The organism is Chryseobacterium sp. HNCC26DJ239, from assembly GCF_057180445.1.
Genome location: NZ_JBXUGJ010000003.1, coordinates 270,621 through 291,863 on the forward strand (window position 1 = coordinate 270,621; position 21,243 = coordinate 291,863).

A 21,243-nucleotide genomic window follows, 5' to 3' on the forward strand; every position below is an offset into this window, starting at 1 on the left:
ATTTTGAATTTATTCATTCTAAAAAACTCCATGGATAATGAGTATACGAACGAATAAAGCATAAAATGAAAGCATTTTAAGCGCACATCCCTACGTTGGCATTATCCAAATCAGGTCATCGGGTGTAATCTCAGCCTTTCGGCACCCCGTGTATTTTTATTTAAAGCAAATATAGGGAAAAGTGTGTAGTAATAAGAAAAAGTTTAGAAGGAAGGCGTTTTTAGAAGCTCGCTTTTACTTGCATACTTCCTATGTGAATGGTTCTTTCCCCAGAATTTCTACCTTCATAATTTAGGTTTAATTGTAGGAAAGAATTTAATGCTTGTTGAATAAAAACGCTCCAGACTTGGTTTTTTCCGGGCTTTAAACCATCGAGCATTTGGTTTCCGACAATACTAAAGCTATTCCCGCTAAAATCGTTGTTGATGAATGAAAAGTTGGCTCTAATGGATGTTTTTCTTCTTTCCCATTGTACTGTTCCGGTAATATCGAAAGCTTTTAGAAGTTCTTCTCCGTCTGTACGTTTTTTCTCGCGGTAAGCAGAAGAAAATTCTGCCTGCACAGAATCTGTAAATTTATAGGTAGCTTTTGGCTTGGTTTCAAGATTATTTAAAGTATAATCTCTTGTAGCAAAAAGTTGTGACGAATTTTGGATTTCGTGAATAGAGTTTTCCCAGTCTATCCTGAATTCTTTGTTAAACCAATATCCTACGTTCACAAAATGAGATTTTTGCTGTCTTTCTTCGTTGCTGAAGTTGGCATTAAGCAAATTGTTGTTGGAGATAAATCTGTAGTTTCCGTTCCAGCCAGATTTTTCTGTAGGATTAAATTGTACCGAGGTTAAAATATTTTGGTTTTTTAAAATTTGATCGTCGCTTTTTTCAAAAGGATTCAATACCAAAACCTTATCTTTTTTGTAGAAAGAGTTTTGAGAATTTAATGAAACATTGAAGTTCCAACGCTTTAAAAATTTATTTTCAGAGTTAAAAATAATCGAAGGATTTACAAAAATAGCAAGCTGTAATTTGTTTTTATTGGATGGTAGATACCGCACAGAATTGGTGTAAACACGTATGTATTGTGCCAAATCTGAATATTCTGCAATTTCAAATTCGTCGAGCTGCTGTACGCCGTCTCCGTTATAATCGGTCCATTTATAAACTCCCTGTCCGTCTGTTACTTTGATGTACTGAAATTCTCTCTGTGCTTCTTGCCCATTTCCCAGTTCGTAAAAAGCTTGTAATCGAGCTCCGTTTCTAAAAAGCTGTTGATTGTAAAGGATGTTTCCAACTACAAAATCATTATTTCGGCTCATATCAGCAAGATCCGACTGATAGAAAAATTTTCGATAATGGAGTAGTGCCGTTAAGGTAGTTTTCTCTGTTTTAATAAGCTGACTTTCTGCCATGAAGCCTAAAATACGGTTCATATTCTGTAAGCTATTATCACGCACCGAATCGTTGTCTCTAATGTAAGCTTTTGTTAAAAGTCTTGTTCTTACACTGTCCCCTACTTTTTTCTGTACGAAAATTTCTCTCCAGCTGAAACTGGTTACATCCATTAATTGAGTTTCGTTGTAGTATTTTTCGTTGTGCTCCATACTTCCACCCACAGTCCAGCTTCCTTTTTTACCTGTGTATTCTGTAGAAGCTCCTCCACGTATAAACTTTGTATCTTGCTGAATAGCATTTGTATTCAGATAAGAGAAATTACCTTTGGTGAGAAATTTTTTCTCAATCCAGCTAAAATCTAGATCATTTTTCACCCCTTGATAAGAATGTCTTTCATCTAAATAATTTACTCTGTAATTTAAGGTAGATTTGTTATTCCATTTATTATTGAAGTTGAAAATAAAACGATTTTGAGTTTTGTTGCTAAATTCTTTCGCTAAGTTGAAATCACGCGAGAATTCTACATCATTAATACGATCTAAGATGCGGAATTGTTTATCGATGTATTGATACTCGAAGCTTGGCGTACTCTTCCAGTTTTTTTTGCCGAAAGTTTTAGTACCGAAAATTCTTCCTGCATACCCTAGATTTTTATCTGAATCTTTAGATGAAAACAAATTGATGTCGTAATTGCTTAAAGAAAAATCGGCTCCAATTTTTCCATCTTTCAACTGAAATTCTGAGTTTACGGTGTAAACTTGCGATTTTTCAGGAGACGGCAATTTTCTCACTGCTTTATAATCTCCCATATTCGGACCTACATACTCGAAAACACGACCGTTATTGGTGGTTTGCGTTACTTTATAATCACCCAGATTGGCTCCGAAATAGGTGAAAGAAAGCGTGTACAAAGTTTGTGTGGCATCTGTAGAAAACTGGTAATAATCTCCGGAAGGATCTTGTACCAAACGGTACAAAATTTTGTTTACATCATAAGCGGTTTCCACAGCAGAAGGAGCATACATCAAATTAGTATCGTTTCCGGCATCTGATAAAATTTTCTCGTCTTCTTTGGATAAATTTAAAGCTAATGGAGCGTTTTTGTTGTCGTTTTCCATGAACCAATTCAGTCCGATGCGCATTTTTTCGCGTTTGTGTTCCACTTTACCTGTGAAAAGATAGCGGGAATAGTTTCTGTTGGTATAGTTATACGAAATCGTGATGAAATTCTGCTGGAAAATAGGTCTAAAACTGGTGAAAGTAACTTCTCCCGTATTATAATTGATGACGTAATCTTGGTTTTCACCACGTTTCATCAAAATCCCGTCAATATAAACCTGTTCTGAACCGGAAATTAGGGTAATAAATTGCTCTCCATTTTTCCCGGTTAAACGATAAGGACCTTGGTTTCCTTCCACCCCTTGAAAACGAATTCTGTGGAATTCACTTCGTGCAACCCCCATGGAAATATCAGTAAAGGTTTTATTTTCCTTTCCAAATTCAGTCTGAAACTGAATTCCCATGCTTCTTCGTTGGTATTTGGAGAAATAGTTTTTAGAATCTACTAAATCCAAATGCCCCGCTCTAAGAATTGATTTGTCTTTGATGTTAAGCTGCATGTAGATCTTGTCAAACTCTTCCAAGGTTTGAGTGTAACCATCTGCTTGAATAGGCAGGTTGTGGTCTGAAATACTCGCAAGAATTGTCACATCTTTAGACAGTCTACCAGAAATTTGTAAATCCATGGAAGATTGTACCGATTGCCCTTGGTTGTTCCCGAAAGTAATCCCACGAATAATGGAACCTTTAGAATTAAGCTCACCAAGAAACCTTTGTTTATCATTTTTTGCGAGAACAGCTTCGTCTATAATGATTCTGTTTTTTGTCTTCACAAAATCCATGGTGTCTTTTGTAAACAAATCTCGGCTGAGACGAGTGTAAATAATGCTGTCTTTTTTGGCAGAACGTGCACTATCAGATTTAATAGAATCTTGGGGGATGTTTGGATTTTTCCATGTGAATATCTGAGCATTACCCATGAATAATCCCATAATAAACAACAGAAAAGTGAAATAAAAACTCCGCAACCCCTTTTAAAAATAAGTTGTAAAAATAGCTAAAAATTTGCTAAGAATCGGTTTTAGTACTATTAACAAAAAATTAATCTCTTTATTGTGTATTCCGAAATAATAGCATTAATTTTGTACTGTAAATTATTAATTATTAAAAAATTAGGTTATGAAGAAAATTTTTACAGTCTGTATGATGCTTGTAGCGAGTATTGTATTTTCTCAGACGGTTTATTCTGAAAGTATGGGCACGCCGAGCTCTACTACTTTAATAACAAATTATACTGGATGGCAAAACTCGACTCCTATTGCTTATAGCGGTTCTGGAGATGTTAGAACTAGTTCTGCTTCTTCAGGGTATACAGGTGCTTCAGGTGGAGGTAATGTATTTTTAACATCTACTGGTGTTAAAGATTTTATTATCAGTGGTATTAATACTTCATCTTACATGTCTTCTGGATTAACTTTATCTTTTGGATATAGTACCAATTCTGTAGCTACACAGATGACTGTTGAACAAAGTACAAACGGAACTACTTGGACTCCAATATCATTTACTCAAAATACAAACACTTCTTGGAATTTAGTTACTATCACAGGTCAATTAGCAGTTTCTTCAACTTTATCATTGAGATTTACTCAGCCTGCTACAGCTCAGATGAGAGTTGACGACGTGAAAATTGTATACGTAAATTCTGCATGCGCTTTATCTCCAGGAGCACCTTTAACAGCTTGTGCTGCGAGTACATTAGGGATTGATAACTACACAATTACAATTCCTTTTACAGGAGGAGGAACATCTACATATACTGTTGCTGCAACTACAGGAACAGTAGGGGGAGATAATCCAAGCACTACAGCAAGTGGTAATATCATTATCACGGGTACACCAGAAGGAACGGCAAACACAGTAACTATTACAGGAGGTTCTTGTAATTTTTCAATTGCAGTGGCAGCTCCAGTAGGAGGTTGTAAGCCAGTAAATACATTACCTTACTCAGAAAATTTCAATTATACAGCAGGAGCTTCATTAAACGATCAACAGAAATGGAATATTCAGAATTCGGGAGATAATATTACAGTTGTTGCAGGGAATCTTACTTACCCTGGGGTAACTTCTACAGGAAATTCTATTAGCTTCGCAGGAGCGGGTGCAGAATCTCAAACACCATTTACTTCTACTACTTCAGGAACAGTAAATGCTTCATTCATTTTTTCTGCTACTGATTATTCAAATGTAACAACAGATTTAGATAATACCTATTTTGCATTATTTACAAGTGATACAGCAGGAAGCACAAATGCTAGAGTATGGATTCGTAAAAATGGAACTCAGTATCAATTTGGTTTAGGGGCGGGATCAGCGCCAGATACTTGGTCATCTAATCTATATAATGTAGGAAGTGTACAGTACCTTACTTTGAGTTATAATTTTGCAACAAACAGATTGTCATTATTTGAGAACCAGGTTACTCCAACTACTGAAACAATTGGTGTTACTCCTACTACAGCTTATACCAATATTGGAGGGTTTATGATTAGACAAGATGCTGCTAATTTAACCCCAACCATTCAGATGGATGAGCTTATGATTAATGTAAATAATGTTGTTCTTGCCGTTTCAGATGTTAAGAAGTCAAACAACTTATTTATCAAAAATACATTAGTTAAAAACGACGAAATTACTTTCGGATCAGATGTAAAAGATATTAAAATCTATACACTTTCTGGAGCTGTTGTAAAAACAGGTTCTGTGAAGAACGGTGCTACTTTAAATGTTGCTGAATTAGCAAAAGGAAACTACATCGTAACAGGTATGGTAAACAACCAACCGGTTTCACAAAAGATTCTTAAAGACTAATTTTTTAGCTTAAATATATACGGGAAACAGTTGCAGAAATGCAGCTGTTTTTTTTGTTTCAAGTGAAAACAGTAGGAGATTCTGTCATTTTCCCCGAAAGTTCATCGCAGGGTTGCAAGGCTGTGTCGAATTTTCCCGAAAGTATGTTTCAGGGGTGCGAGAAGCTTTCCTGTAGTCGGGAAAGCGTGTTGCAGGGCTTTTTAATACCAACCTCTACGAGCGGCGTTAATAATTGTGCCTAAGTTTAGAATTAAAGTATAACGAATTCTTTTTCCGTAATCTTTAAAAGCAGGTTCAAACCCTAAACTCGATTGTACAGGAAGGTAAATTTCAAGGAAATCGGGTATTACACGTACTTTTACGCCACTGTCCCAAATGAAATGCGGATCTCTGCCTTTATTTTTATACACTCCCGCATCTGCGTACACATGAAGGATTTTCCAAACGCTCGTATCGAGATTGAAAGAAGTAATCCATTGGTTTACAGAACCTGGGATGAATGATTTAAAACCACCATCAGCCAAAACATATTGCTGAGAAAGGAGTCCGCTTGTTGCACTTTGTCCCAACAAATTATAAGAGAAAGAATAATCTGAAACTCGGGAAATTCCGTAGTTGAAGGTGTTGTTTCGCGTTTCGTTTCTTACAAAATACCCTCCGAAAAGTCTTAAACTAAGCTTTTGTTTTGGCGCAAATTCCCAACGGTAGACAGCTTCCGCCGTAATTTTGTTGAAATCTTCCATGCCTTGCGTACTGATGCTCATGCTTTTCTCGTGAATCTTCTGATTGTCGGTGTAGCCATATCCCACACTCCAAAGATTATATTTAGAATAATCTCTGTTGGCAATCATTTTTGCGCTCAAATCTCTTTCGTAATAATTGTAAGAGAGAGATAAGCCTCTGCTCACCGTACTTCGGGGGTCTTTCATAAAACTAATTCCCATTGAAGCCGAAGTTCTGCTGTACGCCAATTGATAATCATAGTGGAAATGCGAAGCAGAAACGCCCAAAGTTAACGCTCGGATAAAACTTTCAGCCGGTAAAAAAGAGTAAGAAATTGCTCCAGAACCTACCATTTGCCCCGTTCCGCTGCTGTAATACGGCGTTAAAGAATAAGACAGTTTTTGGTTGATGAGAGATTCGTTTCGGAAATTCATCCCAAACAAAAATTTATCATACGCGTTGCTGAATTTAATTCTCGGGTTCAAGTATATTTCGTTGTATTCCGGGTTTGGAATATCTTTTATCAGTTTAAACCTGATTTTTTTTGCATTCGAAAAAAGACCTTTTGTGTACAAATAATTGTCTCTGTAGCTCGGTTCTGGGAAAATATATCCATTGTTGAGGGTTATTTTATACAAATCTTCCGCAGGAACTTCAAACGTTTTCAGTTTTTGATTTTTCTCGGTTTCTACCCAATACGATTTTTTAAAACCTTCTTTGGTTTCAGTTTCTAATTTTGCTGGAATCGCTTCGCTGGAGTTTTTTATAATGCGAACATCAACCGAATCTGTATTTTTGGTTCTGAAGTTTTTAAGCTTAAAATTGTCCCTGTTTTTATGTTGAATAAAATTCGTTAAATATTCTGCAGAAGGGTCTTGCTCTGCAATTTTTTCCAGAAAATCTTCGGGATGAATAGGTTGGTCTGTGTTTTCAGCGATGTAGTTTTTTACTAAACTGTTAAACTGAGATTCGCCCATTTTATCGGCAGTGTAATTAAAAAGGCTTCCTGTTTCAAAATTAGAAATCGCCATATCATTAAAATTACTCAAATCTGAAAAAGGAGTACTGATTTTCTGATCCAGATTTTGCGCCATAATGTATTGATAGCCCAAACCGTAACGGTCGAGAAGTTTCACACGCGACGCATAAAATAATTTCAAAGGTTTTACGCCTAAAATTTTAGTTTCAGGAAGATTGCCAAGAAGTTTTTTGTCTTTGTAGAATTTTTTTAAATATTGTATTTCGAGGTAAGATTTCAGTCCGTTTTTAAACCAGTGATGGTTTTGTTTATCGGCAATTACTTTTTCGTCTAAAATTTTCTTTGAAATAATTCCGAAATAATCTTGATCTACTTTTTCGGCATCAGAAAAAAGTTTTAGGTTGTAATTCAGAAAGTTAATATCATTATTTCCGAAGAAATCCTCCTTCGCTCTGAATTTTTCTGAGATAAAAAGATGCTCCGGAATACTTCCGATTCGGTCTTCAATAAATTTCAATTGTAAAGGAAGGAAAAACTCAAGGTTTTGCTTCTCTTGTTCGCTTACATTGTAGCCTAATTTTATTTCGGTAGTAAAAGTCGCGGAATTTACCTTTAATACAGGAAATTTTTCTTGCGAAATAATAAATTCGGGATCAGAATCTAAATATCCTTCAAAAGTATTTTCGTTGGTTTTTTCTAGATTTCCTTGTGCTAAAAATTTTGCCGGAAGTTGTAGATTAAATTTCCAAAAAGTATTGTAGTTTACAGATTCTTCAATATCTAAAAAGTTTCTGTTGTGCGAATTTTCGGGGTCGAAATGATCGGGAACAATGAAGAAATATTTTAGCGAGGTATTGTTTGCAGAAGTTCCGTAACCAGTGAATTTTTTATCAGGAAGCTGAAGTTTATATTTTAAAACTAAAACCACAGATTCTCCCTTTTGAAGCGGTTTTTGAAGCGGAACGAACAGGTTTTCCTGATCTTTTTTTTCAATCACTAAAGAATGATTGTTTTGATCTATGCTTAGTTCTAAAAGTTTCCCAAGATCTTTAGCTTTGGCAAAATGAAGGTCGCTATTTCTGTCTTCAAGTTTTCTGTAAACCAAAGGTGTTTTTCGGTTTTTGTACGCTCCAATCCAATTGAGGAGTTTTATGTTTTCAAGACTTTTTTCAGTCTGATTGTGATAGACAATTCTTTGTTCTACTTCTAGAATTTTACGGTCCGAAGACAATTTGGCATCAATAGAAATACTGTCTTTTTGCGCAGAAAGATGCACAAACCCTAAAAACAAAAAAATGGCTACACTATATTTTTTCAAAATCTCCGATAAAGTATCAAATATAATTTATTTTCTATAAAATTTTGATGCTTCTTGCGAGTATATTCTAAAAAAACATCAGAATTAATGTTCGTTTCCGGAGTGATTAGTAATTTTACATAAAGCTTCTATGGCGATTTAAATAGAAAGAAATAGTGAATCATTATTGATGTCGCCCTTTCAGGGCTAGTTTTTGCTTCAAATAAAAAACACAGGGCTTTACCCTGTGCTATTTATTTCGTTCTTTCGGAACTTTATATTTTGTAAAAATTATTTCTTTAACGAAGCTTGGTATGCTTTCCAACCTTCATTTTTATAGGTAAGAGCCGCGTTTTCTGGATTTTCAGATTTGTAAATGCCTCTTCCTACGATAATGAAATCGGTGTGAAGTGTTTTGAAAACGTGTTCTGGTGTGTTGTACTGTTGTCCTTTTCCGTCGCCAGAATCAGCAAGATTTACTCCTGGAGTGAAAAGAAGCATTTCTTCCGGCAATTGGTTTTGAGAAACGCCACCAATTACATTTGGATGAGAATTCGCAACTTTCAAAGCTTCTTCACGATATGCACTCGTCGTTAAAGCACCTTTTGAAGACATTCCTACAATCGCAACAACGCCTACATTTTTAAAACAATCTAAAGATTCGTAACCGCCAATAACTTGTGATGTTACAAAATCTGCCCAATCTGTAATTTTAAAAACTCCGCTTGTGAACTGTAATTCTTGCGTGTTTCCGATATCTGCAAATTTTCTATCTTCCATTAAGAGGAATTTATGCTTTTCAGCCAAAGCTTTCAATGGAACGATTGTTTTTTCGTAATCGAAATCAGAAATAATATCGATGTGAGTTTTTAAAGCGATAATATTTGGACCAACTTTTTCTGCAAGAGCCAAAAGCTCATCGGTTGTAGTAACATCCGCAGAAGCAATAAGGTTAGATTCTTTTGCGATGGCAGTTTCCAGAAGTTTTTTAGCCACAGAATGTTGTGAAGTTTCTAGTTTTTGCTCGTAAGAAAGCCTTGTTTTTTCTTCAAACTGAACAACGTTTCCTTGTAAAAAGTCTTGAATTCTCTTTACTTCTTCATCACTCAGTTGTCCTTCTTCTTGAAGAATTTCGCAAACCTCAGAAATGTTGAATAAAGTATGAACTTTGAAACCTTTACTTTCTAGAAGCTGTTTTCCGCCTTGTTCTCTGTCTAAAACAACCACGATGTCGGCAACTTTCAAATCTTCATTTTCTACTTCAGTGATGGTTTCGATTAGAGATTTTCCAGAGGTAATAACGTCTTCTACTAAAAGACAGTTTTGTCCTTTTTCGTAAATTCCTTCAATTAATTTTTTAGTTCCGTAGCTTTTAGCTTCTTTTCTTTTGATAATTAACGGAATGTAGCTTTCTAGAGACATTGCTGTAGCCATCGGAAGTGCAGCGTAAGGTACGCCACAAATAAGGTCGAAATTATCTAAAGGAAGCATTTCCAAAAGGTAATTTGCAAGGTTTTTAAGGATTTTCGGGTCTGAAGCCAATGGTCTTAAATCTACATAAAAAGGGCTTTCGATGCCGCTTTTTAAAGTAAATCTTCCAAATTTGATAATTCCCAGCTTGTAGCACTCTAAAAAGAATTCTTTTTTACTTTCCATTATTTTTTATTAGATGGTGCAAATTTAAGGATTTGCGATTAAACTCTAATATCAATCGTAAATTTTGAGCAGGAAATGATTTTTTTAAGGTTTTCCTACCTTTTAAAAACAAAAAAAACATCTCGAAAGATGTTTTTAATTTTATTTAACGATTTCTGCGTCGATTGTTTTGGTTTCTTTACCCAACTGTTGTTCGGCTTCCCAAAGAAGAAATTTGTCTACTTCTTTAATAAGTTTTGGAATCGCAAGAGATAAAATCGCAAAATCATCCATTACACCAATCACAGGAAATACAAAATCCGGAATTAAATCTAGAGGAGACACGACATATAAAATTCCTAAAGCAGGTAAAATAATGTCGATGGAACGCATTGGATAAATTCCCTTTCTCCAAAATTTTATCATTCTGAAAATATCTGGGATTTTTTTTATAAATCCTTTGTGACGAATAGCTTCTTTTGCAAGATTAAGTTTTGAATATTTCATTTTGTGTTTGTTAATTTATTTTCTAACTTTTTTAATATTCACAAATTCTGTACCAGTAACTTATAAATATTTGTTAAGAAAATTTTCGGCATCTAAAATACACATTATTTGAAAGTTAGATTCTTTTTTTAGTTAAAGAAATACTAAAATTATTTAATGATATTATCTATAAATTGATGAACGCTTTCAGAATTCCAATCTTTAGTTGCATCTTCTTTAATAATGATTCTTCCTGTTTTATCTAAAAGAAACGTTGTAGGAAAAACTCTTGGAAGAATCTTTTCAGAAATTGGGCTTTCTGCAATATACACGGGAACGGTGTAATTGTTTTCTTTCAAAAATTTTCTTACGTCTTCTTCCTTGTCTTCCATTGCAATCAGTACAAAATCTACCTGGTTTTTTCTACCGTCATATAATTTTTGTATCGAAGGCCATTCTTTTCTACACGGAGCGCACCAAGTTCCCCAAAAATTAAGAAACAAAGGTTTGTTTTTAAAGTTTTTCAAATTCGTACTCGCTGTATTGATTCCTTTAAGTTGTACATCGTAATCTTCTGGAGCAATGTGCACTGCTTTTTCAATCGTTGCAACTGGGAACAATGTTTCCTGAACTTTATCTTTCAACCCAGGAATTAAGAAAATTGCCGCAACAATAGCGAGAACGATAATGTAAACGAAGTTTTTTTTCATGTTTAAATTTTACAGTAATTCAACAATTTCTTGCACTGCGTCTTTTCCTCTGTTTTTAGCATAATAAATCTGAAGGTCGTTGTAAAACTCTTCTCTTGGATATGCTTCTGGGTCTGCTTTGAATTTTAATAAAAGTTCGTGCCCGAATTTTGGTCTTGGTCCCCAAGAATTTTTGAGCGTGTAGTCTTCATTTAAAATTAAAACTTTCGGGATAGACTCTGTTCCGTTGGTTAGAAACTGGTTGATTAAGCTTTTGTCGCTATCTCTTAAAAAGATTTTCACATCGTTTTTACCTTCAAAAAATTTCACCAAAGCCGGAACTGTAGAACTTGCATCGCCACACCAAACTTCTGAGATAATTAAAATTTTTCCTGTGAAGTTTTTCGAAGCTAATAATTGAAGCTGTTCTTCATCTGCAACGAATTTTTTTAAAGTTCTATCGATGCGCTGAAGCCCCAATTCGTAATACTGTTTGTATTCTTTTTCTTGTTCGTTGGAAGGATTTTCTAGTCTTTGTCTTCCGATTTGCACATATTCTTCAAAAGAAATGGCATTGTCCCAGTAATCTTTCATTACTTTTTATATTAAAAATTATCTACGTTTCTTGTTTTATTAATAAGGTAAAGGTCGGCAAGTACAAAAGCCGCCAAAGCTTCTACAACAGGTACAGCTCTTGGTAAAACACAAGGATCGTGTCTTCCTTTTCCTTCTACAATTACTTTTTCTCCGTTTTTGTCTACACTTTCTTGCGGTCTTAAAATCGTTGCAATCGGTTTGAAAGCAACTCTGAAATAAATATCCATTCCATTAGAAATTCCACCTTGAATTCCGCCTGAAAGGTTAGATTTCGTCGTAAAATCTTCTTTAAAAAGGTCGTTGTGCTCTTTGCCTGTCATTTTTGCACCACAAAATCCGCTACCGTATTCAAAACCTTTACAAGCGTTGATGTTGAGCATTGCTTTAGCCAATTCTGCCTGTAGTTTAGAGAAAACAGGTTCGCCAATTCCTGCGGGAACATTTTTAATCACACAAGTAATTGTTCCGCCAATGGTGTTGCCTTCTTTTTTGATTTCCTTGATTTTTTCAATCATTTTTTCGGCAGTTTCCGCATCGGGACAACGAACATCGTTGCTTTCGGTTTTAGAAAAGTCTAAAGCTTGATAGGGTTTTTCACAGAAAATTTCTCCCACCGAAGAAACGTAGGCGTTAATTTCAAACTGAGGTACAAGTTGTTTCGCCAAAGCTCCAGCAACCACCCAATTGATGGTTTCTCTCGCCGAAGATTTCCCACCGCCACGATAATCTCTGAAACCAAATTTTTGGTCATACGTAAAATCGGCGTGGCTTGGTCTGTACGATTTCGCCAAATGGTCATAATCTTTCGATTTCTGATTTTCATTTTCTACGATAAAACCAATTGGAGTCCCGGTAGATTTTCCTTCAAAAATTCCGGAAAGAAATTTCACGGTGTCACTTTCTTTTCTTTGAGTGACGATAGAAGACTGACCTGGTTTTCTGCGGTCAAGTTCGAGCTGTATTTTTTCTGTATCAATCTCTACACCCGCCGGAAAATTGTTGATGATACCGCCGTAAGCCGCACCATGACTCTCTCCGAATGATGTAAGATTGAGAAGATTCCCTAAACTGTTAAACATAGCACAAAATTACCTAATTTAATTGTAACCGATTATGTTTTTATGATTATTTGGCTGAATTTTATTAATAGTTTTGATTTGTTGAGGCGGCTCCGGAAGAGCCGTAACTTTGTATCGAAATTTATTTGTAATTGTTTTGAATCGTCTTTATTGCTGAATTTAATTCAGTTTTTTCTTGTTTATTTAGTATTTTCCAGATGAATCCTTTTTTTATGTTTTTTGAATCTTTTAATTGAGGGAAAATTCCTAATCTTTGATAATCAAACATAAAACTTTCTGAAACCGCAGGTAAAGGAGTGTCGAAATTAAAAGGATATTTTTTTGAAACATTCACCTTTAAATTTCCTATTTTAAAACGATTATAAGATTGATATTTGTAATTTAATGGTTTGTAAAGTTGTGAAAATTCAAACTTTCTCATCGTATTTCCTAATCTAAAACTTGGAACACAGATCTTTAAAATTTCAGGATTACTCAAAAATAAAATCGCGACCAGACTTCCACCATAAAAAAATAAAGATGCTGTCTTCTTAAAATTAAAAGTAAAAAATACAGCAATGATAATCACAGGGAAAACTTCAAGGAAAAATCTGTATTGTGCTGAAAAAGAAATCACTAAAATTGATTTTAAAAACAATGAAATCCATAACAGGTAATGTAATTTCTCTTTTTTAAACCAAGCAAAAATTCCATATAAAAAAAGAAAAATAACAAGACCGATATTAAAAACAGATTTGATTCCCGGAAGAAAAAACCAATGCTGAAGCTTTTCTAATGTCGTAAAATTTCGAATTTGTTGCAAAGAATATTGCGCGTCATAAGTTTTCAAAACAGCATATTCTGAGCTCATTTTCATCATTTCAGAATTGGGTTTCCAAGGAAAATTAAAATCAAAAATCGTCAAAGGAAAAATAGGATACCCAAAAACCCAGATATTTTTAAACATAAAGAAAATCAAAACAAAAGCTCCCAAAAGAAAACTTTTTAACGATAATTTTTTCTGATCAATTAAAAGTAAAAATGTAAAAATCGGCAACCAAATAACCGTCATTTTGATAGTAAATGCAAAAATACTGAATGCAAATAATCCGTTTTGAATCTGTTTTTTAGCTAAAATTTCTTGAATGATGATGAGCGAAAAAATATACGCCGGCAAATCCGGACTTGGAGATTGTACAAAAAACAGCATCGCCGGAATAAAAAGTAAGTGAAACCAAGCTTTGTTTTCTAAAATGTAAATTAAATAGACAATCAATAAAATTGCATTGATGCGCAAAGAAGTATCAGAAAACCCAGAAAATCCAGCTTGAAAAATGTGCCAAACCGACATTTGTCCTAAAGTAAGGTCAAGGTTAGAAATTCCTTTAACCAAGCCGTATTCCGAAATCCATTGAATGGTGGGTTTATAATATCCGAAATAATCTAAAATAAAAGGAGCGAAGCTTGCCGTAAAAAGTATAAAAAAAGTTGCCGAGTAAAAAGCGAGCCCCGAATTTTTTAAAAATGTCCAAAGATTCTTATACATTTTCTCTTTACTGAAAAAAAATATCCCTGTTGCTAAAGCAAAAGTTTCTGCATAAATAGAAATTCCACCCAAAAAAGCTATGCAAGTAAAAAGAATACTTAGTGTGAAAACTCCACCAAGTAATTTTCCTGCAAGACCATCGCAAATATTTATTTTGAGAATTTTTTCAGTCAGAAATCCCCATCCCAATAAAGCAGGTACAATAAAAAGTGTTGATACAAGAAGTAATAACATAAAAAAAGATTGCTTAAAAATAAGCAATCTTAAGTTAAAAAAATATATAAAAGTGTTTGGTTGGTTTCTATATTTAGTTGCTCGGAACTCTGCCGTCTTTTCTGTCTCCGGCTCTACCGATGGTGTAACCTGTTGCACCACCTACAACACCACCAATTACAGCACCAAGACCTCTGTTTCTTTTGTTGATGATAGCTCCTGCTGCTGCTCCACCAACTGTACCAATAATCGTGCCTTTGGCGGCTTTACTCATCCCTTGTTTTTGTGTTGTAGTACCTTGGGAAGCCCCACTGTTATTTGCCACACTTCCGGATGAACCGGAATTAGACGGTGTATCTCTATAAACGGTACGAGTTTCTCTTATAACTTGCGGCTTAGCTGCAACTGCGGCTGCTGTTTTTGTTTCGGCAACTTCTGCGATGCTGTCTTCTCTCTTTTGAGCTTCATAAGCTATCCTCTCTTTTTCTATCGCCAGTTTTTGCTTCTCAATTTCTAATTGACGAGCTTGAAACTCCAGTTTTTGTTGCTCCAAAGTCTGTTCAGCAATTTTATCATCTTTTTTACAGGCTGTGAACATAAATACCGATAACAAACCTGTTATTATAATCTGTTTCATAACTCTAATTTTATTGTTTATACCTGCTTAATTTCAATTATGAAGCCAAAATAAAGTTAAAGAAATGTTAAAGTGATTTTAAGGCTATGAAAAACGTCTTGTTTATCGGCTTTTTATAATGTTGTGTTTTATATATTTGGTTCAAATCCAAATCATTATGAAAAAATTACTTTTATTCATTCCTTTATTGATGATTTCGTCAACAAAACCATCACAGTTTAATTATGATTTATTAATCGGAACTTGGTCCCAAAAATCCTTCGCCAACACAGCTTCTACCGGAGTTTTTAATTTTAAAAAAGATAGCACTGCCAATTTAGAGATGCGTAATGGCGAAACTGATGCATTAATTGGTGGAATGGTTGGAAAATACTCTATTAACAAAGCAAAAGGCGTAATTACGGTTACTATGATGGGGAAGGCAAAAGAATTTGAAATACAAGTGCTCAGTAAAGATGTTTTAATATTTCAAAACAAAAAAGAAGGGAAGGAGAAGCAAATTTTTAAGAGAATTGATGAATGATTTTTAGTTAAAGAATATCAATTTCAACTCATTTTTCAATAGTTTTTTTCACAAGTAATACATAAACGCTTTCAATTACAAAACTTTATTGGAGCCATTTATTAGTTCTACATTTGCTAGGTTTTAAACCTAAAATTTGAAATATGCAAAATTTTGAACTATCCGTTTTGGATTTGGCTCCTGTAAAACAGGGCAAAACGGTAAATGATACTTTTCAGGAAAGTTTGTCTTTAGCAAATCACGCTGAAAATTTAGATTATAAAAGATTTTGGCTTGCCGAACATCATAATATGGAAAGTATTGCGAGTTCCGCAACTTCCGTTCTTATTGGTTTTATCGCAAATGGAACTAAAAAAATTCGCGTTGGTTCCGGCGGAATTATGCTTCCCAATCACAGTTCGCTCGTTATTGCTGAGCAATTCGGGACTTTAGAATCGCTTTTTCCAGGTAGGATTGATCTTGGTTTAGGAAGAGCTCCCGGAACAGATGGTTTAACTGCACAAGCTTTAGGACGAAATCCAGCAATTATTAACGAACAGTTTCCGAGACAGATTTTAGAGCTTCAAAGATATTTTTCTAAAGAAAATTCGAATGCATTGGTTCGCGCAATTCCGGGAGAAGGTTTGGATATTCCTTTATATATTTTGGGTTCTAGTACAGACAGCGCTTGGTTGGCGGCAGAATTGGGACTTCCGTATGCTTTTGCAGGGCATTTCGCCCCAGAACAGATGGAAATGGCTTTTAAAATTTACAGAGAACATTTTGAACCATCACAATATTTAGACAAACCTTACATTGTAGCGTGTGTAAACGGAATTGCTGCTGAAACTTCCGAAGAAGCACACAAAATTTCTACGACTTTGTTTCAGGCATTTATAAATATTGTTAGAAATGATAGAAAACCTTTTGCGCCGCCTGTTGAAGATATGGACGAAGTTTGGTCGCCAATGGAAAAATCGATGGTTTTGCAGAAGTTAAGATATACTTTTATTGGAAATCAAGAAGAAATTGCAGAGAAATTGAAAAGTTTTCAGGACAAATTTAATGTAGATGAACTCATGATTACCTCGCATATTTTCGACCATCAGAAAAGATTAAAGTCTTACGAAATTATAAAGAAGGCGAAAGATTCTTTGTTTTAGCTAAATTTAAAACTCGATTTAGTCATAGTTTTTTTTAGAATAAAAAGAAAATCGAAGATTTTAAAAATAAATGTGTTCTAAAATGTTGATAAACATTTAAACTAAAACTTTCACGAAAAATTACGCATTAAATACAATGTGTAAACATAAATTGCGAGATGCATTTTTTTATGAGTATCTTTGCGAAAATCAAAAAAGTAAAATGTCAGATATTAAACTAAATACTATTCCAGAGGCAATTGAAGACCTTAAAAATGGTAAAATAATTATAGTTGTAGATGATGAAGACAGAGAAAACGAAGGCGATTTTCTTTGTGCAGCGGAACTTACAACACCTGAAATCATCAATTTCATGGCTTTTCACGGGAGAGGACTTATCTGTATGCCGCTTCCTGAAAAAAGATGTGATGAGCTTGGTCTAGACGTGATGGTAAGCAGAAGCAGCGACCCAAAAGAAACTGCTTTTACGGTTTCTGTTGACCTTTTAGGCGATGGAACTTCTACCGGGATTTCTGCGCAAGACAGAGCAAAAACGGTTTTAGCTTTGATGAACGAAAATTCTAAACCGACAGATTTTATGCGTCCAGGTCACATTTTCCCGCTTCGTGCAAGAAAAGGAGGTGTGTTGAAAAGAGCAGGTCATACCGAAGCTGCGATTGATTTGACGCATTTGGCTGGTTTAAAAGAAGGGGGAGTAATTTGTGAGATTATGAACGAAGATGGTTCAATGTCTCGTTTGCCAGAATTATATGCTTTTGCTCAAAAGCATGATATGAAAATCGTTTCTATTGAAGATTTGATTCATTATCAGCTGAAAAAAGGAAACCTTATCGAAAGATTGGAAGAAAGAAAAGTAAAAACTGCTTTTGGTGAGTTTGATTTCTTTGCTTTCAGAGAAACGTCTAACGAACAGATTCACTTTGCTTTAACAAAAGGAACTTGGACAGTGGATGAGCCGGTTTTGGTAAGAGTACAGTCTTCAGATTCGTATTTTGATGTTTTAACAAGGTTAAATAACGGTGAAAAACCACAGCTGGAAAAAGTAACTTCAATGGTGAACGAAGCCGGAAAAGGAGCTATTGTTTTCATCAACAATGTTTCGAATTCTGAAAATACATTAAGAAAATTGCAGCAGTTTTTGAATTATCAAGATGGGCAACAAACGCATCCAACTTTGGCATTCAACTACAGAGATTACGGTATCGGAACGCAGATTTTGAAAAATTTAGGAATCAATAAATTTAAAGTAATCACTCAAAATCCAAATGTAAAACCGCAAGTTGGAGGTTACGATGTTGAGGTTTGTGAGATGGTTCAGCTGTAAAATGTGAACAGTGTATTTTGCTTCGGAATAATTTTTAAACTGAAGCTTAATTAAAAAAAAATATAGAAAATGGCTTGATTTCTCAAGCCATTTTTATTTCGTCGAAATTTCTGAAACCGTTCAGAAAATCTTTAATATTCATTCTTTTCTTACCTTCCAACTGCAATTCTGAAGGGAAATACATTCCGTCTTCGGTGAAAATTTTAAATTCATTTTTAGAAATTTCAAGACTTCCAACTGGTTTTCCGTGGGTTGATAATTCAAATTTTCCAGCGAAAATCTTTAAACCTTTTTCTTCTTCACCAATTTTTAACGTGGTAAAAGCTGCAGGATAAGGCGACATTCCTAAGATAAATTGATGCACTGTTTTTGAAGGTTGCACCCAATTGATTCTCGTGTCTTCTTTAAAAATTTTAAAAGCATTCTTAGGATGCTCCACATCGGGTTGAGGTTTTTCTATGATTGAGTTTTCTGCCAAACCGTCCAATGTTTTTACAACTAATTTTGCACCCATTTCCATCAATCTGTCGTGAAGACTTCCTGCATTTTCATCAGGTAAAATCTGCATTTCTTCCTGAAGCAAAATATTTCCTTCGTCAATTTTTTCGTTGATGAAAAAAGTAGTTGCGCCAGATTTTTCTTCACCATTAATTACAGCGTAATTGATGGGAGCTGCACCTCTATAATCAGGTAAAAGTGAAGCGTGAAGATTAAAAGTTCCCATTTCAGGCATTTCAAATAAAACTTTTGGCATCATTCTGAAAGCAACGACTACAAAAACATCGGCTCCAAGTGCTTTTAATTGCGCTAAAAACTCTGGATTTCTTAATTTTTCAGGCTGAAAGACGGGAATATTATTTTCTACGGCATACATTTTTACCGGAGATTGGTTTATTTTTTGTCCGCGACCGCTTGCTTTATCGGCAACAGTTACTACGCCTACAACTTCGTGATGAGATTGATGAATAGCCTCCAAAGAAGTTTTTGCAAACTCGGGAGTGCCTAAAAATACAACTTTTAAAGATTTCATGGTGCAAAGATAAACTATGTAAATCTAAAAAATAAGCAAACATCAACAAACATTACCCACTACCAATTACTCATTATTTATGCCAATGTGTATGTTCTAAAATTCAACATTTTTACTTTTCCAGAATCTAAAAGATAAATTAAGTTTTCTAAAATTTTATCTTTAGATTGAAACTGTAACTGAACAGAAATTTCTTCGATAGTTGATGGTTTTTTAGCCAAAACGTGAATGATTTCGTCTGAAATATCTTTTCCGAACAGAGACTGTTTATTTTTTTCGCAAACAGAACACATTCCGCAATTTTTGGTATTTTTTTCTCCAAAATACGAGAGAATTAGCTTCATTTTGCAGTAAGAATCGTCTTCAATGAAGAATTTCATTTCTTCCCACTTCGTGATTTTTGTCTTCTGAATTTGTTCAAAAAGTTTCCAATAAATTCCAGACATCATTCTTTCGTCGCGAGGTTTCAAGAATTTTATACTTGCCAAAGCGCCATCGATGTATTCTAAATAATTTTTTTTCTGAAGTTCTTTAATCCTTTCTTTGATTAATTGAACGCTAATCCCCAATTTATCGCTTACTTTTTGTTCGCTAAACATCACTTTATGGGTTGTAATACCTGAAAGCGTTCTCAGCAAAAGTTCTATAAAATAAGCATCTTTTGAAGGAAGTTGTTCAAGTTCATCTGCTTTTACAGAAAGTTTTAGTGAAGAAAGGCTTTTATTGGCATTATAAAAAACAATTTCTTGGTTGTGTAAAAACTGAAGGACATTTTTTATTTTCGCATTCGATAATTTTGTGAAATTCTGAATTCCTGTAATATTTAATTGGAACTGATTTTCAGGCATTTCGTATTCAGCCACTTGAAATTTCGAGTAGATGTAATCTGTAATTTTCAGAAATTCAGTCTTATTAGGAATTTGATTTTTCAGAATATCATCAAAATTAATAAGTTCTTGCTTGTTCCATAGTAAAAAAGCATAGCTTTTCCCGCCGTCTCGACCCGCTCTACCAATTTCTTGATAATAATTTTCAATTGAAGGAGCGGGAGAGTAGTGGATAATGAATTTTACATTGTCTTTATCGATTCCCATCCCGAAAGCGTTGGTAGAAATAAGAACGTTGTTGTCGCTCTTATTCCAAAAACTTTGGCGAATATTTTTTTCTTTTGTGGTTAAACCTGCATGAAAATAATCAACATTGGTAATTTTATTTCTGTGTAAAAATTCGGTTAAAAGTTCGGCTTCTTTTCTTGTTCTTACATAAATAATACCGGATTTGTTTGTGTATTTTAAGATATTGAATATTCGCTGAAATTTATCAGAAACTTCTTCAATATGTATTTTTATATTATTTCTCTTAAAACTTTTCTGAAAGATATTTGGTTTTTTAAAGCCTAATTTTAATATAATTTCATCTAAAACTTTTGGTGTAGCGGTTGCAGTAAGTGCAAGACAATGGATTTCAGGATTTCTTTGTCGGAATTCTTTTATGTTTTGATAACTTGGTCTGAAATCTTGTCCCCATTCTGAAATACAATGCGCTTCATCTACAGCAATAAAAGAAAGTTTTATTTCTTCCATGTTTTGTAAGAACTGTGGGTTGGTTAATCTTTCGGGAGAAACGTACAAGAGTTTTGTAAGACCGTCTTTGCATCGGTTATAAATTACTTCAGAATCATAATCGTCTAGTTCTGATGAAAGATATTCTGCCTCAATTTGTCTAGATTTCAGTTGGTTTACTTGGTCTTTCATTAAGGCTAAAAGCGGAGATATTACAAGACAAACTCCTTCTTGTATAATCGCTGGAAGTTGATAACATAAAGATTTCCCGGCACCAGTTGGAAGAAGTGCGACGGTGTCTTTGCCTGTTAGTACAGAATCTATGATGTTTTCTTGAGAATCTCTAAAAGAATCGTGTCCCCAAAAGAATTGTAGGGATTGGAGTTTTAGGTCGTGGATATCTTGATGCAAAGTCATGGGTAAAAATAAAAAAAGGAGGGCACAAAAACAAAAAAGTCACGTAATAACGTGACTTTTAATT

The 21,243-nt window shown here is 34.4% G+C and carries 15 protein-coding genes and 1 riboswitch; of the genes, 4 read left to right on the plus strand and 11 right to left on the minus strand.

Translation table 11 applies throughout. The annotated features are described in order from the left end of the window. Positions 1-70 precede the first annotated feature (70 nt). Positions 71-159, minus strand: a riboswitch (TPP riboswitch). Positions 160-220: 61 nt separating this feature from the next. Beyond that, complete coding sequence (locus tag AC2A1D_RS07920) at positions 221-3,442, minus strand: hypothetical protein (protein WP_484043093.1); 3,222 nt, start codon at positions 3,440-3,442, stop codon at positions 221-223. Positions 3,443-3,629: 187 nt separating this feature from the next. On the opposite strand from AC2A1D_RS07920, the gene AC2A1D_RS07925 reads away from it, so the two are divergent. Then, a complete protein-coding gene (locus AC2A1D_RS07925; protein WP_484043094.1) occupies positions 3,630-5,321 on the plus strand; it encodes a T9SS type A sorting domain-containing protein in 1,692 nt (563 codons plus the stop codon). A gap of 200 nt (positions 5,322-5,521) precedes the next feature. Here AC2A1D_RS07925 and AC2A1D_RS07930 read toward each other — a convergent pair whose 3' ends face one another. The 8 genes from AC2A1D_RS07930 to AC2A1D_RS07965 all read right to left on the minus strand — a co-directional run bounded on the left by AC2A1D_RS07930 (position 5,522) and on the right by AC2A1D_RS07965 (position 15,181). Continuing rightward, positions 5,522-8,341, minus strand: a complete 2,820-nt coding sequence (locus tag AC2A1D_RS07930; RefSeq protein WP_484043095.1) for an aminopeptidase — start codon at positions 8,339-8,341, stop codon at positions 5,522-5,524. Between the two features lie 270 nt (positions 8,342-8,611). After that, positions 8,612-9,976 carry an orotidine-5'-phosphate decarboxylase gene (pyrF, locus tag AC2A1D_RS07935; protein ID WP_484043096.1) on the minus strand — a complete coding sequence of 455 codons (1,365 nt, stop codon included), beginning with the start codon at positions 9,974-9,976 and terminating at the stop codon, positions 8,612-8,614. Between the two features lie 141 nt (positions 9,977-10,117). Further along, positions 10,118-10,462, minus strand: coding sequence for a YkvA family protein (locus AC2A1D_RS07940; RefSeq protein WP_484043097.1), 345 nt, complete (start codon positions 10,460-10,462; stop codon positions 10,118-10,120). Positions 10,463-10,611: 149 nt separating this feature from the next. Beyond that, positions 10,612-11,151 carry a TlpA family protein disulfide reductase gene (locus AC2A1D_RS07945; protein ID WP_484043098.1) on the minus strand — a complete coding sequence of 180 codons (540 nt, stop codon included), beginning with the start codon at positions 11,149-11,151 and terminating at the stop codon, positions 10,612-10,614. Positions 11,152-11,160: 9 nt separating this feature from the next. Continuing rightward, positions 11,161-11,724 carry a thioredoxin family protein gene (locus AC2A1D_RS07950; RefSeq protein WP_484043099.1) on the minus strand — a complete coding sequence of 188 codons (564 nt, stop codon included), beginning with the start codon at positions 11,722-11,724 and terminating at the stop codon, positions 11,161-11,163. A gap of 11 nt (positions 11,725-11,735) precedes the next feature. Continuing rightward, complete coding sequence (gene aroC, locus AC2A1D_RS07955) at positions 11,736-12,806, minus strand: chorismate synthase (protein ID WP_484043100.1); 1,071 nt, start codon at positions 12,804-12,806, stop codon at positions 11,736-11,738. A 121-nt stretch (positions 12,807-12,927) separates the two neighbouring features. Then, positions 12,928-14,565, minus strand: a complete 1,638-nt coding sequence (locus AC2A1D_RS07960; protein ID WP_484043101.1) for an LIC_10190 family membrane protein — start codon at positions 14,563-14,565, stop codon at positions 12,928-12,930. A gap of 73 nt (positions 14,566-14,638) precedes the next feature. Continuing rightward, positions 14,639-15,181 carry a YMGG-like glycine zipper-containing protein gene (locus AC2A1D_RS07965; protein ID WP_484043102.1) on the minus strand — a complete coding sequence of 181 codons (543 nt, stop codon included), beginning with the start codon at positions 15,179-15,181 and terminating at the stop codon, positions 14,639-14,641. Positions 15,182-15,338: 157 nt separating this feature from the next. On the opposite strand from AC2A1D_RS07965, the gene AC2A1D_RS07970 reads away from it, so the two are divergent. From AC2A1D_RS07970 to ribB, 3 genes are all read left to right on the plus strand, one after another. Continuing rightward, the gene (locus AC2A1D_RS07970) at positions 15,339-15,704 is read left to right on the plus strand and encodes a hypothetical protein (protein WP_484043103.1); all 366 of its coding nucleotides are present in this window, start codon (positions 15,339-15,341) and stop codon (positions 15,702-15,704) included. A 143-nt stretch (positions 15,705-15,847) separates the two neighbouring features. Next, positions 15,848-16,846, plus strand: a complete 999-nt coding sequence (locus tag AC2A1D_RS07975; RefSeq protein ID WP_484043104.1) for an LLM class flavin-dependent oxidoreductase — start codon at positions 15,848-15,850, stop codon at positions 16,844-16,846. A 202-nt stretch (positions 16,847-17,048) separates the two neighbouring features. Further along, the gene (ribB, locus tag AC2A1D_RS07980; protein WP_484043105.1) at positions 17,049-18,170 is read left to right on the plus strand and encodes a 3,4-dihydroxy-2-butanone-4-phosphate synthase; all 1,122 of its coding nucleotides are present in this window, start codon (positions 17,049-17,051) and stop codon (positions 18,168-18,170) included. A gap of 82 nt (positions 18,171-18,252) precedes the next feature. On the opposite strand, the gene fmt is transcribed toward ribB, so the two are convergent. After that, positions 18,253-19,200: a methionyl-tRNA formyltransferase gene (gene fmt / locus AC2A1D_RS07985; protein ID WP_484043106.1), complete on the minus strand. Its 948-nt coding sequence runs from the start codon at positions 19,198-19,200 to the stop codon at positions 18,253-18,255. 77 nt (positions 19,201-19,277) lie between these two features. Further along, positions 19,278-21,179, minus strand: coding sequence for a RecQ family ATP-dependent DNA helicase (locus AC2A1D_RS07990; RefSeq protein WP_484043107.1), 1,902 nt, complete (start codon positions 21,177-21,179; stop codon positions 19,278-19,280). Positions 21,180-21,243 lie beyond the last annotated feature (64 nt).